Origin of the sequence: Desulfosediminicola flagellatus (assembly GCF_005116655.2) — a bacterium.
In the GTDB taxonomy this organism is placed as follows: Bacteria; Desulfobacterota; Desulfobulbia; order Desulfobulbales; family Desulfocapsaceae; genus Desulfopila; species Desulfopila flagellata.
This window is the reverse complement of sequence record NZ_CP050698.1, coordinates 2608850-2623033: the sequence shown is the minus strand read 5'-3', so window position 1 is coordinate 2623033 and position 14184 is coordinate 2608850. Positions and strand designations below refer to the sequence as shown.

13 protein-coding genes are annotated in these 14184 nt (G+C 42.7%); 6 read left to right on the top strand and 7 right to left on the bottom strand.

Features of this window, described 5'->3' with window-relative positions; translation table 11 throughout:
• Positions 1–131: 131 nt before the first annotated feature.
• Complete coding sequence (locus FCL46_RS10950; protein ID WP_136810747.1) at positions 132–551, bottom strand: DUF3592 domain-containing protein; 420 nt, start codon at positions 549–551, stop codon at positions 132–134.
• Positions 552–1040: 489 nt separating this feature from the next.
• On the opposite strand from FCL46_RS10950, the gene FCL46_RS10945 reads away from it, so the two are divergent.
• Complete coding sequence (locus FCL46_RS10945; RefSeq protein WP_136810746.1) at positions 1041–1280, top strand: homocysteine S-methyltransferase family protein; 240 nt, start codon at positions 1041–1043, stop codon at positions 1278–1280.
• A gap of 85 nt (positions 1281–1365) precedes the next feature.
• Here the strand turns inward: FCL46_RS10945 and FCL46_RS10940 are convergent, their stop codons facing one another.
• Positions 1366–2931: an L-serine ammonia-lyase, iron-sulfur-dependent, subunit alpha gene (locus FCL46_RS10940; protein WP_136810745.1), complete on the bottom strand. Its 1566-nt coding sequence runs from the start codon at positions 2929–2931 to the stop codon at positions 1366–1368.
• A gap of 17 nt (positions 2932–2948) precedes the next feature.
• Entirely contained in the window at positions 2949–3707 is a 759-nt protein-coding gene (locus tag FCL46_RS10935; protein WP_217909608.1) for a GntR family transcriptional regulator, read from the bottom strand.
• Positions 3708–4147: 440 nt separating this feature from the next.
• Between FCL46_RS10935 and FCL46_RS10930 the strand changes: the two genes are divergently transcribed.
• Positions 4148–5137, top strand: coding sequence for an ornithine cyclodeaminase family protein (locus FCL46_RS10930; protein ID WP_136810744.1), 990 nt, complete (start codon positions 4148–4150; stop codon positions 5135–5137).
• Between the two features lie 500 nt (positions 5138–5637).
• On the top strand, positions 5638–6387 hold the full coding sequence (map, locus tag FCL46_RS10925; RefSeq protein WP_136810743.1) for a type I methionyl aminopeptidase: 750 nt from the start codon (positions 5638–5640) through the stop codon (positions 6385–6387).
• Positions 6388–6630: 243 nt separating this feature from the next.
• Here the strand turns inward: map and FCL46_RS10920 are convergent, their stop codons facing one another.
• The 4 genes from FCL46_RS10920 to FCL46_RS10905 all read right to left on the bottom strand — a co-directional run bounded on the left by FCL46_RS10920 (position 6631) and on the right by FCL46_RS10905 (position 10163).
• On the bottom strand, positions 6631–6873 hold the full coding sequence (locus FCL46_RS10920; RefSeq protein ID WP_136810742.1) for a YheU family protein: 243 nt from the start codon (positions 6871–6873) through the stop codon (positions 6631–6633).
• Positions 6874–7369: 496 nt separating this feature from the next.
• Positions 7370–8158 carry a transposase gene (locus FCL46_RS10915; protein ID WP_136810741.1) on the bottom strand — a complete coding sequence of 263 codons (789 nt, stop codon included), beginning with the start codon at positions 8156–8158 and terminating at the stop codon, positions 7370–7372.
• Positions 8159–8261: 103 nt separating this feature from the next.
• Positions 8262–9050 carry a transposase gene (locus tag FCL46_RS10910; RefSeq protein WP_136810740.1) on the bottom strand — a complete coding sequence of 263 codons (789 nt, stop codon included), beginning with the start codon at positions 9048–9050 and terminating at the stop codon, positions 8262–8264.
• 408 nt (positions 9051–9458) lie between these two features.
• Positions 9459–10163: a hypothetical protein gene (locus tag FCL46_RS10905; RefSeq protein ID WP_136810739.1), complete on the bottom strand. Its 705-nt coding sequence runs from the start codon at positions 10161–10163 to the stop codon at positions 9459–9461.
• Positions 10164–11662: 1499 nt separating this feature from the next.
• On the opposite strand from FCL46_RS10905, the gene istA reads away from it, so the two are divergent.
• From istA to FCL46_RS10890, 3 genes are read left to right on the top strand one after another with little or no spacing between them, the layout of a single operon-like run.
• A complete protein-coding gene (istA, locus tag FCL46_RS10900) occupies positions 11663–13147 on the top strand; it encodes an IS21 family transposase (protein WP_136810869.1) in 1485 nt (494 codons plus the stop codon).
• A complete protein-coding gene (gene istB / locus FCL46_RS10895) occupies positions 13144–13905 on the top strand; it encodes an IS21-like element helper ATPase IstB (protein ID WP_136810868.1) in 762 nt (253 codons plus the stop codon). Before istA ends, istB begins: the two co-directional genes overlap by 4 nt.
• Positions 13906–13965: 60 nt before the next feature.
• A complete protein-coding gene (locus tag FCL46_RS10890; RefSeq protein ID WP_136810867.1) occupies positions 13966–14175 on the top strand; it encodes a hypothetical protein in 210 nt (69 codons plus the stop codon).
• Positions 14176–14184 lie beyond the last annotated feature (9 nt).

The following is a 14184-nucleotide window of genomic DNA, read 5'->3' as shown; positions in this document are numbered from 1 at the left end:
TCGCTAATGATGTGATAACCGGCCGCGAAATGCGAAAGGTTACAACTGAATTATTGACGCATTTTATGCGTTGCTTATATTTTTCAAGACCGCAATATTTTTGCGGTCCGTGTTTATTAGCGCTGGTTATCTTAAATTATATATTTATATGCTATTGCTCCTATTGCAAGCAATGTACAGCCTAAGGGTGTTACCCACACAAAGTAAATGTGATTAAGGAAACATTTTTGAGGATTAGAAGGATTATAAATTACCGGGACTCTGTCTCCGACACCATAGTTTAGAAAACGTGCAGCCATACCAGCAATACACCTATACTTGTTATTAGCTGTATCTTTAAAATGAATTACTGGATAGTGGACAACTCTTCTGTGACCAGGTGTACTTGATACACCCATACGTGTATTTTGACGTTCCTCGATACCTGTAACTTCGCCAAATGTACGTATAGCATTTTTAAGAAAATGAAATCTTTGAATAACCATGAGAATGGCAGCGACACTTAGTATTTCTGGCAAGTAAATTATTATATGAACAATTAATTGTTCCATTTTAATTTATCCAATACATTTTTGGAATTTGGAAAGATAACAATTGGTTATCAGGTCAATTTGCCCTAGGAATTTGATATTAACGGGGTTTTCAGGCATAATTGCCCTGTTTCAATATCTGGATTTTCGCAGACATCATGTAATCGGTTTGTTGATTTTGGTTAAAATCACTACCACAAATGCCTACCAATTTACTCGATCGTGGATGTCTGTAAACGCCTATGTTTTCAATGGGATGTGGCCTACAAACAACAATTAAATTTATTACAGCTACCATGTCAACCACTAAACAGAGACTGTAGAAGGTAAGTGGCTTATGTCATTAATAATATAAGCCATTACACCATTGGTCATGCTTGATTGTTTATTATATTTTTAGTGTAATGAGAAGGTGATCTATTCATCTAGCAAAAGAGCAGTGTAACAATGATCAAGAAAACACTATAAATAGTTAGGCGTCATGGGTAGAGGAATTAGCGCTATTAAGATGTGGAAAAGTTAAAGCCACGTTTACGCTCTGGCGAGACAGTAGTAAATGCTGTCAGGGCCTCTGTCGATATTGGGTTGGCTGCAATCTTGTTTAACTGTAGCCAACCAGACGTCATGTCACCAGCAATCGCCACAGCGCTTAGCGAACTGCACCACCTCGGCGCCGTCTTGCCGATCGTAAGAGGATGTTGCGGAATAGGCCAGGAGCATATTGCAGCTCTGCATACAATGCTTAATTAAAAAAACGTGCACGTGAGCCTGCTCAGAGTGTTACACCTGGCGGGGCAATCCCTATAAATACTACCCTCCTCATCACTCTGTGCAATTATTCAGCGTGTTCCTGGTCTTGTAGTGTCTGTTCAATTTTCTTTGAGGTGGAGGTTATAGATAGTCCACCGAGTGCAGTGCAGCGCAGCTCGTGAGGAAGTGCTCGCCCCACGCTATCCATAGCCTTTACAACTTCGTCAAAAGGGACAACATGGTCAAATCCGGCCAGAGCCAGATTAGCACACGATACGCCGTTGCTTGCAGCCAGAATATTTTTGCCAAGACACGGAACCTCTACTCTGCTCGCAACGGGATCACAAACCATTCCAAAACTGTTCTGCAATGCCATAGAAGCTGCACTCAATGAGGTTGAATACTCTCCGCCCATCATCGAAACCATTGCCGCTGCAATCATCCCTGATGACACTCCACATTCTGCCTGGCAGCCGCAAATTTCCGCTGAAAAGGTGCTTTTGGTTGCAATCAACACACCAATGACTCCTGCAGCCAACAGTCCTCTGGCTTTTGCCTGTCTGTCCAGTTTCATGGTATCGGCTACTGCCATCACGGTACCGGGCATTCCCCCGCAGGAGCCGGCAGTAGGAGCTGCCACTATTACACCCATTGCGCTTTTGTTTTCCATGAGAGCAGTGACATAGGGGATAATCTGATCAAGTACACCAAGGTTCAGCAATGTGTTATCGTGCAGTTTCGCTGTATATTTCCCACACTGATAACCAAGTATTCGGTCTTTATAGTGGGTCCCGTCCAGACCTTTTTGTATCGAATCCTCTATGACATCTACAAGGTACAATGTTTTTTTAAGCACTTCATCCTGTGCAATACCGCCCCTCGCAGCTTCATAGTGAAGGGCAAGGTCGGCAAGACTCCTGAGCCCATTCGCTGCCCCATAACTCTCCATTTCCAAAGCTGTTGTAAATGGTACTTTCGTTTCGGAAGTTGTTAAAATTGGGAGTACAGGTGAAATGGGTCGTGCGAGTATAACGTTTTGGTGTTGAGCAATCGTATGAAGAAGGTCAGTGTCATAGGGGGTTGGTCGAGTAACAAAAACCAGGGTTCCTCCCCCTGCATCCGGGCTGTAAACTTTGCACCCTGAATCATTAAGAACATCAAGGAGAGAAGGGTGGATTACCCCGGTCCAGATCACGAGCCCGTAACAATCCCCACAGTAGGATACAGCCAGGCCGTCTATCTTTAAAACTTCAATCATGCCACCCCCGGTAGAGATGGCCACTAGAGTATGTTCCTCCTCCCCGTTTTTGATGGTCAGGTTGTAGGTGTTGGGATGTGTGTCTCCAAAATCACCAGCTATACAACTCACCTTGAGGTTGGCTTTCTGCAATTCGCGCGTATATCCAATTAATCTTTCATCGTCGGCATCAAAACCTAAAAGCCCGCCGGAAAGCCCCATATCAGAGCCTTGCGAAATCCAGGTGGTCGGCAAAGAACCCTTAATGTCATAATGCACTGTGACATGTTCAAGTTGTCCCCCCATCAACTCCCTGCATATTTTGCCTATTCGCACTGCGGCAGCACTATGCGAACTGGAAGGACCACGCATTACAGGCCCAACTACATCGTTTAGAATACTTGGAATATTCATCTATTTACTCCTCTATCTTACGAAGAAATGATCTTGATATGCTCTGAGAGTCTTTGAGACAAAAAACGAATAAATGCCTGATCAAATTGTTCAGCGTGATTTTTAGCCAGTTGCTCAGCCAGCTCTGCATCTCTGCTTTCAATTGCATCTATCATTTCCTGATGCCCCCTGACACCAGGCTCATCCGGGGACCAGCCCATATACTCAATATGCATATGTTGCATTCGCATTCCTTCGTTCAGTAGCCGTTTATATGCCGCTGTGAAATACGGGTTGCATGAAGCCTCGCTGATAGCCAGATGAAACTCAAGGTTCGCCTCAATGGTTACAGAAGAATCGTTTTTCTCCACAGCTTCCATGAAACAGGTATGTGCTTTTTTTATTGATTCGAGATGTTGGTCACTTCTCTGGAGAGCTGCAAGATGGTGCGTGGTACGCTGCAAAAGGCTTAACGCATCCAGATATTTCGGAATCAAAAGCAGATCAAAAGGTGCTACCAGGGTTGATCTGTTTGGCAGGATCAGTACCAGGCCATCTCCTGCCAACTTGATTAAGGCTTCTCTTACCGGGGATCGAGACGTTTCGAATTTTTGTGCGAGGTGTGTTTCATCCAGTGGAACTCCTGGCCTGAGTCCCAGGGTGAGTATTTCCCTTCTGAGGTTTTGATAAATCTGAATTTGCCGCTCACCTCGTATGCGCTTGGGAGCGCTACTGGATTTTTGAGGCATACTTGTTTTCTTGCTCGCAGCTGTCATATGATTTTTCTTACTGGTCATGTGATTTTTGGTACTCTTCGTATACATAGTGAGCCACTGTAGCGATGGCAGCAAATCAGAACTGTTACTCTTCATCCATGTACAACTTTTCCGTGTCGACATACTGTCAACAGATAATAGCATGCAATTGATTTTTATGGTAACAATGGTTCATTAAATTCGAATTAACATAATACATTTTTGATAATCAATTAGACAGTAATAGTATATAAATTCGTTTTTACTATTTAAAACAGCACATAAATATTTGTGTCGACATTATGTGCTCATGAATATACTATTGCCTTTTCAAATGATTATGCAGGGCAGTCCGAGAGTAGACATTTGGGCCCGCCGCCTTGTAGTCTAAGGTGCATTCAACTCTCGAATACACCACAGACTTTTTCTCATCAATCAAGCCACCTACCAAAGGATTTGGCATTATAGCGACAGTGGATTTCATGAAAACAAATAAAATAGTATTTTTTTCCGGTAATGACCTAAAAGCGATTTTGACTATGGAAAAGTGCATAGATGCGATGAAAAGCGCATTCATGGCCCTCCATTCTGGCAAAGCTGCCATGCCTTTACGAACAAAACTGGAGATGGAAGCAGATAATGGAACCGCACTGTTCATGCCAGCCTATTTACCAGAGGTCTGCAAAGTTGGGGTGAAGGTGGTTAACATGAACAGGAATAACCCTGCCAAAGGTCTTCCGCTAATACATGCGATGCTGATGGTATTTGACTCAACCACCGGCGTGCCTCTGGCAGTTATGGATGGAGAATTCATTACCGCCATGAGAACCGGTGCAGTATCAGGCCTTGCAACATCGCTGCTCGCGAGAAAAGACGCAGCTATTGCAGCAGTAATAGGCCCAGGGACACAAGGGGAAACACAACTTGAAGCAATTTGCAAAGTACGAGCTATTCAAAAAGCCTATGTCTTCGGCTTACAGACAGAAAGAGCACAGAATTTCGCTGCAAAAATGGAAGAAAAACTGAAGATTCCGGTGGTTGTTGCAAAATCTGCAGATACTCTTCTTAAGGCTGATATCATATGTACCGCAACGTCCTCGAACAAACCTGTATTTAATAATCTGCATGTTAAAAGCGGAGCGCATATCAATGGCGTAGGATCATACAAGCCAGAGATGGCAGAAATTCCTTCAGATACGATTGCTAGAGCCAAAGTCGTAGTCGATCAGATGACAGGGTGTTTAGCAGAAGCCGGAGATATAATTCAACCAATTCAACAAGGAATTATTACTCAAGATCATATCCATGGTGAACTCGGACAACTTGTTGCCGGAAGTATATCGTCAAGAACAACCGAGGATGAGATAACAGTATTCAAATCTGTTGGTGTTGCTGTACAGGATCTGATAACAGCTGACCTCGTATTACACCTTGCCAAAGAAAAAAATATAGGCACAAGTCTTATGTTATAGTGACATAAACTGCCTTTTCTCAACATGTTTTATAATGCTATTATGAGTATTTATCGAGGTCATCTTAATAGAAAGATCAGAACTTCATCCGCTAAGCATCTGAGTCGTCGCAGACGAGAGTGAGCCTTCTCGATGGATGAGAAGATGTTTGACTGTAGGGTAGGGGATGGATAACTACGTTATACGATCTTTCCTGATAGTGTCAGGCCCTTACGGGAAGGTCGCACTGTTATCGTCACGTGTATCAAATTTTACTTTTGAAGCAGGCTTGTATTTGTTCAATGAGTGGCAAAGGTAAATGTTATGATAATGCAGTGATAGACAGATTTTGCCATGCCATAAAAGTCGAATTGATTTATGGTCAGCGCTATCAAATACGAGATGAAGCGCAATGAGTTATCATTGATCACACAGAGTCTTTCTGTGCTAAGAGCAAGAATGTACTCTTAAGTTTTGACAGATGTGGAAGCTAAACAATTACGAGAACGAATATAGAAAACATGGCAATTATCATTAAATCCAAAAGGCAGATAGAAGGAATCAGGGAAAGCTCAAAACTAGCAGCTGGCACCTTAGATTACATCTCTGAACATGTTGAAGAAGGTGTCTCTACTGAATATCTTGATGACCTCATTCATAAATATATAACAGAAAATGGTGCCGTGCCCGCCCCCCTTGGATACCACGGATTCCCCAAGTCCTCCTGCATTTCACTCAACGATGTAATCTGCCATGGAATACCTTCTAAACAAACCATACTAAAGCATGGTGACATTCTTAACATCGATGTGACGACTATAGTAGACGGTTACTTTGGAGATACCAGCCGCATGTTTACAATAGGCGAGGTGTCTGCTGAAGCACAAAAGCTCATTCAGGTAGCAAAAGAATGTCTGATACTAGGGATCGAGCAGGTTGCACCGAAAAAACGATTCGGCAATATAGGCTTTGTTATTGCCAAACATGCTAAAGCTCATGGCTTTAGTGTTGTACATCAATTTTGCGGTCATGGTGTCGGAGTCAAGTTCCATGAAGAACCACAGGTGCATCATATTTCACCAAAGAAAAGTGGTGATCGAATGAAACCCGGTATGATTTTCACAATTGAGCCTATGATCAATTGTGGTAAAGCAGAAGCAACTATTGACGAGCAAGATGAATGGACGGCAAGAACGGTGGATAATCAACTTTCAGCCCAGTATGAACATACGTTGTTGGTAACGGATTCGGGAGTTGAAGTACTAACGTAAATATTGCCTTGATACCGGCATCCTGGCCAAATGAGTTCAGAGTAGTTGTTGATTTGGTGAAGATCTGTCATTGAGGATGGTCTCGCCATTGACCGATAATATAGCAGTTTCGTACAATCTCAGGTCATAATTTTTCACTAGCATTTCACATGCACAACATGATGATCGCCGGTTTATCCGGTGATTATTTTGTTATCAAAAATTCGCAACAAGAGTCAAAATCCGACTTGCCTCCTTTCCGTCTTATGAATCAATAGATTTTAAAATTTGATCATCCTTGTGAAGGATAGTAGCTGTTTCAGAATCATGATCAAAGACAATAAAGGCTTCTTTAGATTTAAGTTGTATTAACACTTGGGCAATTTTAGTTTCAAGCGGGATTTGGGCTTCGCCGTAATCAGTACCATTACGGGTTACAAATTCTTCAATAACACCCTTCAATGCCTCTTGGCTCAATTGATCATATGGGATTGTAACAGCATTCATTTTATTATAAGAGAAAATAGATGAGAACCAAAAAGCAACAGCGTTCGACTTCTCCAGTTGGAAAAGGGCGATTGAGCTATGCTTACGAGGGTAACGTATGCAATTATCCTTAGCAAAAAAACAGCAATTCCTGACTGCTCAAGTGAGAGCGTCCTCTCTCCTGAGTCGAACCTTTTTACACACCAGTAATCGGCTGCTGACAATCGCCCGGATCAAGAGCTATATCTATACCTATTAGTAACTTTTAAGCACCAAAATGTCCTAAATAAAAAAGGCTTGTCCTGTAAAGTCTTTATTTTGGTTTGCTCCGCCCCCCAACATCTCCCAATTGGGATTGCATGAACCGTAGCTCATGGTGGGTAGCTTCTGGTTGCAAATACACCTTTGCTCAAATTGATAAAGAGGGTTACTTTTCCAACTCCCAAAAGCTCACCACCATATTTTTGCCGAGAGATAACAATTGGTATGGGGTCGGACCACACCAACATACTAAAAACTAATGATTAATGGATAGAAAATAGGTGTTTTTTGGCCTTAGAATGCCCTTTTGGGTATCAAAAAGAGTGCTGTAAGGAGTTGTAGGCTCTTTCAATATGGACGATTCACTTTCGGATACTATTGAGCGCCCTGGTATTCTACCGACAAGTTCTTTCTGTATATTTTGTATATAGTTCTCACTTCCTACAGCAACAGCCTCACTCCAAAAACTTTGTCGGCTTGAGACATTATTCAGAAGTTCCTGCTCCACCCACTCACGATGTAATTGACGGAAAATGTGATCTTCTTTTACCGCAAAAAGATCGTTTAAAGCCTTCTGGTTTACAATTGAATATCGTTTTGAGGGTGTTTGTATTTCGTTGTATCCGCTAATAGTATATTCAGAAGGATGCTGCACCACACCGGCTCTAACCATGTTAAGATCTATATAAACTAGACATTTCGCTAAATGTTTATCGGTCTGAACAGCTGTTGCGTGGTACCTGTCTTCCCAGAAAGCCCCTTTTCTCTTCTTGCGTATGTTGTACTCTTGAGCAGTTCTACCTGCTATCAGCTGTAAACTTTTCGGGATAACATGTTCACCAGTATCCATGACAAGCAAATGAACATGGTTTGAGGTGATGATGTAATCAAGAACACAGAGGCCGTACCGTTTTTTTGCTTCATACAACCAATGTCGCCAACGCTTTCTATCCTTGTCAAATTTAAGTAGGAACTCCTGTTTATGACATCGATGAGTGATTTGCCATACACAACCTGGAATATAGTGCCTGTTGGCTCTTGGCATAACAATAAAGTCTCATTGAGTAAGAAAGGGGGGGACGTCAGCTATCAATTTGATAATTGTGAACCAACTGGTATGGGGTCGGACCACACCAACATACAAAAAACTAATGATTAATGGATAGAAAATAGGTGTTTTTTGGCCTTAGAATGCCCTTTTGGGTATCAAAAAGAGTGCTGTAAGGAGTTGTAGGCTCTTTCAATATGGACGATTCACTTTCGGATACTATTGAGCGCCCTGGTATTCTACCGACAAGTTCTTTCTGTATATTTTGTATATAGTTCTCACTTCCTACAGCAACAGCCTCACTCCAAAAACTTTGTCGACTTGAGACATTATTCAGAAGTTCCTGCTCCACCCACTCACGATGTAATTGACGGAAAATGTGATCTTCTTTTACCGCAAAAAGATCGTTTAAAGCCTTCTGGTTTACAATTGAATATCGTTTTGAGGGTGTTTGTATTTCGTTGTATCCGCTAATAGTATATTCAGAAGGATGCTGCACCACACCGGCTCTAACCATGTTAAGATCTATATAAACTAGACATTTCGCTAAATGTTTATCGGTCTGAACAGCTGTTGCGTGGTACCTGTCTTCCCAGAAAGCCCCTTTTCTCTTCTTGCGTATGTTGTACTCTTGAGCAGTTCTACCTGCTATCAGCTGTAAACTTTTCGGGATAACATGTTCACCAGTATCCATGACAAGCAAATGAACATGGTTTGAGGTGATGATGTAATCAAGAACACAGAGGCCGTACCGTTTTTTTGCTTCATACAACCAATGTCGCCAACGCTTTCTATCCTTGTCAAATTTAAGTAGGAACTCCTGTTTATGACATCGATGAGTGATGTGCCATACACAACCTGGAATATAGTGCCTGTTGGCTCTTGGCATAACAATAAAGTCTCATTGAGTAAGAAAGGGGGGGACGTCAGCTATCAATTTGATAATTGTAGTATGAAATTCTTTCAAATATCTCAATACAGTATCAGGTGATGTTGACAAAAACGTATGCGGCACTGTACGTGGCAGAGGAGTAGGTATTTTCCTTAGAGATCACTTTTTGCCTATAAAAAGGGTGCTCTAAGCTTCAATAACACCTTTTTTTCAGGAATAAAGTCTGAGTTTGTAGCGGATTGGCGTGGTCCGACCCCAATTGTGTGTGTGGGACCCCAATTGAGAGTATGAGTAAATTATATTCGTCGCTTATTGTAACCGGCAATGGTGCACCAACCGAGAACTGTGGCACATTTTCAATTGCGATTATTTCATCTTGATTTTGGATTCCCATGCATTTTTTTGTTATGCTGTCTTTTTTCTTTTTATAAGACGCCTACCAGCTAAAAGTATACCACCAGTAACAAAAAGGACAGAGCTTATTGGTTCCGGAACAACATTTACCTGGATGTTATCAAGCGAAAAAGCACCTACATCAGAATCTGCTCCATATCCGCCAATATCAGGATCGTGAAAAGTAACATGACTAAGAGGCGTATTTAGCCAATTTTCACCCAATACTACTTTTTCGTAGTCATCATCTCCTCCAGGCCCATCGTTTATGCCATCAAGATATGCTGTAGTAATAATAGATCCACCTCCAAAAACATAGCCCGTAACCTGTATCCTGTCGGCATTATATTGAGCAGTACTTGTCAGTTCTCCAATATCAAAGCTCCACAAATTAAAAGGCAATCCCAAATCACTCGTAAGCGTAACGGGCTGTGTGCCAGCTCCTCCAGAACCTATTCCTGCGCCATAACCTGAAACAATTAAGGTTGTTGTTCCATTTGCAGCACAATCAGGATCGCAAGGATTACCATCAAACATAGTACCAAGACCTTCATCCTCAGCAGATGTGAAACTAAATCCATGGCTTGCTATGCTTGTCACTCCATGTGCCCAAATCAGTCCAACATCCTCAAAATCAATTGTTAATGCTTGGGCATGCTGTATTGACATGACAGGCGCTACTGCAAACATCAAAGTACAAATTAATGATTTTTTCATTTTATTCCCCTTTTTTATTGAAGCACCGGGTAGGTTCGAGGTCTTACGACCTCCGCCCCCCTCAGAACCGTACAAGCGAGTTTCCCAGCATACGGTTCAAGCATTCATTAAGACAACATCTGATATGATGAAGTCCGGTTAAGCATTGCCCAGAACTACCGTCAACACGCATTACCTTCGCAATACACGTTCAAGGCCTCAGCCTATAAAGTAGGAGAGGTGCACCAGTCTGATGACCGTCATTTGCTATTCCTCCTTAAGAGAGGTTCCTTGCACTTTCTCACGATAGAACACCCGCCAAAATTTAGCTTCCTTTCGGGCCGAAGATAGCTCCGTATCCTTCCCATCACAGAAAGGCATTAACTTGGTAAGGCGTTTTGCACCAGCAACACCATCGGTCTGCCTTACGGTTGGCCTGCCTGCAGGAATATTTGTAGGCGGAGTTACGAGCTTACCACGTTCCGCAGTAAATACTGTTAACCGACTTAAGTCCAATCTGTATACCGGCGGTGCAACATCCGCGTTAGGCGCGTTATAAACTCCCGACTTGACCGTTCACCGTATGGTCCAAGCCTATCAGCACTCTTTGGCTTGTTACTATTTACGATGCTGCAAGTGTTTGTATATGCTGACCATATCAGTCAATCTTAGCCCTAATCAGGATGAGGCTTCCAGAAGGACAATCCACTCACGCTTCTTGTCCCGACCTTCCAACTTCGAAGATCCTCGGTACATTGGTGGGAGGGCTTCACACCCCGTCATCAGCGCAACGGTAGCATGCCTCCCTAGGATGCCGGTGGCGGAACACCGGGTTTTCACTATAATCTATTGTGAAAACATATATATAAAGCGACATCGTGTCGCAAATATTGAAAGCATTCATACCAAGGACCAAAAAACATGTGCTGCTTAATATCGTATGGGAAGAATACTTGAATTAGCAACCTGTAGTGCTTTACTTTGACTTACATCGATTTCAATTAATCCATCTTTCCAGTCTGAGAGGAACTTTTGATACTCCATTGTTTCCTCCTTGAAGTTAACCATTGATTATCAGGTCAAATTGCCCTGATATTATCATATCTTCCGTGTATTAGATGTCAATTACTTTGTCCGATCTGCGACAATTACCTTGTCGTGAAGTTTAGGCTATTCTGTTGAACAATCCCCCCCCTTAATAATCAAGTAGGTTGCCTCCCTGAACTTCACCATAAACGACCTCTGAAGATATTGTAGATGACCAATATTGGTAATGCAAATGTTTGATAGGCACCATGCACAATACTACGACACTGTCGTGCACTGTGTTTGCATGACACAATCATTATTTTACCCATAGATAAACAACCGACCCCAGAGGAGACGGTATTGATTAACCCCTGAAAGGGGATTAACTGCTTTGCCCTGATCAGCGACAATTATAATTCCCCCCTAACGACAATTATTTTTCCCGGAAAATTGTGATCCGATTATTCATATCTCTCAAAGGAGGGATATGAATGGTCACAGACTTTCAGGTGAGAAAATTGAAGAAATATTTAAGTCAGGGAAAAACATTAGAGGTCGCATCACTGAAGGCTGGCATGGATGAAAAAACTGGCCGCAAGTATCGTGATCTTGAAAAGTTACCAAGTGAAATTAACGCTGAACGAATACGAGATTGGCGAACTCGAGACGACCCTTTTGATGATGTATGGTCCTCGGTTACACCATTTTTAGAAAGCAATGACGCCCTTGAGGCCAAAACACTTTTCTGTCACCTGCAACGACTTCACCCTGGCCGTTTCAGCGATGGTCAGCTTCGGACTTTTCAACGTCGAGTAAAAAACTGGCGTGCTACAGCAGGCCCTGGTAATGAAATTTATTTTCCGCAAAAGCATCACCCTGGCAGATTAGGCCAATCAGATTTCACCCATATGGATAAATTGCAAATTACTATTGCAGGCCAGCCATTTGATCACCTGGTATTTCATTTTGTTCTGACCTATTCAAACTGGGAAACGGGGACAATATGTTTTTCAGAAAGTTTTGAGAGTTTAAGCGAAGGACTGCAACAATGTCTTTGGCAACTTGGCGGTGCTCCCGAGCAACACCAAACGGATAGGTTGTCAGCTGCGGTAAATAAACCGGAAAATCTTGAAGAGTTTACTCGTGCATATCAAGGGTTATTGGACCACTACAATATGCAGGGGCGTAAAACAAATCCTTCCAGCCCTCATGAAAACGGAGACATTGAACAGCGCCATTATCGTTTTAAGAAAGCAGTTGATCAAGCACTAATGCTGCGAGGTAGTCGGGATTTTACTACGCGACAAGAGTATGAACTGTTTTTGCAGAAGCTGTTTGCACAACTTAATCGCAATCGTCAATCACGATTTCTCGAAGAACAGGCAGCCTTGAAACCCTTACCTTCGAGTAAGCTTGATACATGTACGCGTTTTGAAGTGAGAGTCGGACCGAGCAGCACTATCAGAATAAAACACAAAGTCTATTCAGTTAACAGTCGTCTGATAAAAGAAAAGGTCAACGTTCGCCTGTATTCAGGGCATCTGGAGATCTGGTATGGACAAAGTCATATTGAAAATATTCCGAGGATAAGAGGCAGCAACAAGCATTATATTCAATACCGTCATATCATTGACTGGCTGGTTCGCAAACCTCGGGCGTTTGAAAACTACAGGTATCTGAATGATCTGTTTCCAACCAGCAGATTCCGGATGGCCTATGATACTCTTGCTCAACAGCACTGTGTTACCAATGCTGCCAAAGAATACTTGTCAATTTTACAACTTGCTGCTCAGAAAAACGAGACAGCTGTCGATGATGCTCTGCGTTACTTGATTGCAGAAGAAGAACCAATAAATGCTACTGAGGTACACAAATTTCTTTCCTTGAAACAGCCGGCTGAACCTGTCACTGACGTATCGGTGCAGACTGTTACCCTTGCTGGTTATGATCAACTCTTAGAGGAGGTCCACGGATGAATCAAGCAGATAATGTGGTTACTCTGGAGAGGTCGTTAAAGCAGCTCTATCTATCAACTGTTCGAGCCTGTTATCGGGGCGAGGCTGAGTTAGCCAGGCAGGAATCACTGAGCTATGAAGCGTATCTCCAGGAGTTGGTTGTTCGAGAATGCGAAGAACGTCGGCACAAACGCATTGCGAGATATTTACGGGAATCCAGGCTGCCTCTGGAAAAAAGCCTGGCCTCGTTTGACCAGACTCGCCTTCCTGCTAAACTTCGTGGCTTGGTGAATAGCCTGTTGGAAGGTTCTTTCCTTGAACGATCTGAAAACATATTGGCCTTTGGAAATCCCGGTAGTGGCAAAACCCATTTGCTTTGCGCGATTGCGCAAGAGCTGATTAACAACGACAAGCGAATTCTCTTCACGTCCTGCAGCTTGCTTGTTCAAGATTTATTGGTGGCCAAAAGAGAACTTGTGCTACCCCGAATGCTCAAAAAAATGGTGAAATATGACGCGTTACTTATCGATGATATCGGTTACGTCCAGCAAAGCCGGGAAGAGATGGAGGTGCTGTTCACTCTACTGGCATACTGCTATGAACGAAGCAGCATCATGCTCACCAGCAATCTACCTTTTTCACAATGGGAAAAGATTTTTAAAGATCCGATGACCACTGCTGCTGCTATAGATCGCCTGGTTCATCACAGTGTCATCCTGGAGCTCAACCTCGATAGTTACAGGCTAAAAAAGGCAAAACAGAACTTGGAGGCAGGTTAATGCTCCTCAGTACCGGGGGCTCTGCCCCCAAACCCCCGAGGTTTAACGCATTGAGGCCATATGGATGGAGAAAAAAACAAAGACCGAGCAGTAACGCTCGGTCTCCATCCTTACGGCATTCATCTCGGCGCTCAGGTCGCTCCTCAGCGTTGCCCTATCCTCCGGATGAGTATTGAAATGTTACTTATGGAAATTTGTTTTAGCAAGAAGAAAAGTGATATTTTACCGTTAAAACAAAGTGTTAAAAGCGAGATGAGTCCGGAATTATAATTGTCGTCA

What these genes read in the sequence shown, in the direction of transcription:
- FCL46_RS10950 (WP_136810747.1), bottom strand. Translation starts at nt 551, where the DNA reads ATGGAACAATTAATTGTTCATATAATAATTTACTTGCCAGAAATACTA.
- FCL46_RS10940 (WP_136810745.1), bottom strand. Translation starts at nt 2,931, where the DNA reads ATGAATATTCCAAGTATTCTAAACGATGTAGTTGGGCCTGTAATGCGT.
- FCL46_RS10935 (WP_217909608.1), bottom strand. Translation starts at nt 3,707, where the DNA reads ATGACCAGTAAGAAAAATCATATGACAGCTGCGAGCAAGAAAACAAGT.
- FCL46_RS10930 (WP_136810744.1), top strand. Translation starts at nt 4,148, where the DNA reads ATGAAAACAAATAAAATAGTATTTTTTTCCGGTAATGACCTAAAAGCG.
- map (WP_136810743.1), top strand. Translation starts at nt 5,638, where the DNA reads ATGGCAATTATCATTAAATCCAAAAGGCAGATAGAAGGAATCAGGGAA.
- FCL46_RS10920 (WP_136810742.1), bottom strand. Translation starts at nt 6,873, where the DNA reads ATGAATGCTGTTACAATCCCATATGATCAATTGAGCCAAGAGGCATTG.
- FCL46_RS10915 (WP_136810741.1), bottom strand. Translation starts at nt 8,158, where the DNA reads ATGCCAAGAGCCAACAGGCACTATATTCCAGGTTGTGTATGGCAAATC.
- FCL46_RS10910 (WP_136810740.1), bottom strand. Translation starts at nt 9,050, where the DNA reads ATGCCAAGAGCCAACAGGCACTATATTCCAGGTTGTGTATGGCACATC.
- FCL46_RS10905 (WP_136810739.1), bottom strand. Translation starts at nt 10,163, where the DNA reads ATGAAAAAATCATTAATTTGTACTTTGATGTTTGCAGTAGCGCCTGTC.
- istA (WP_136810869.1), top strand. Translation starts at nt 11,663, where the DNA reads ATGGTCACAGACTTTCAGGTGAGAAAATTGAAGAAATATTTAAGTCAG.
- istB (WP_136810868.1), top strand. Translation starts at nt 13,144, where the DNA reads ATGAATCAAGCAGATAATGTGGTTACTCTGGAGAGGTCGTTAAAGCAG.
- FCL46_RS10890 (WP_136810867.1), top strand. Translation starts at nt 13,966, where the DNA reads ATGGATGGAGAAAAAAACAAAGACCGAGCAGTAACGCTCGGTCTCCAT.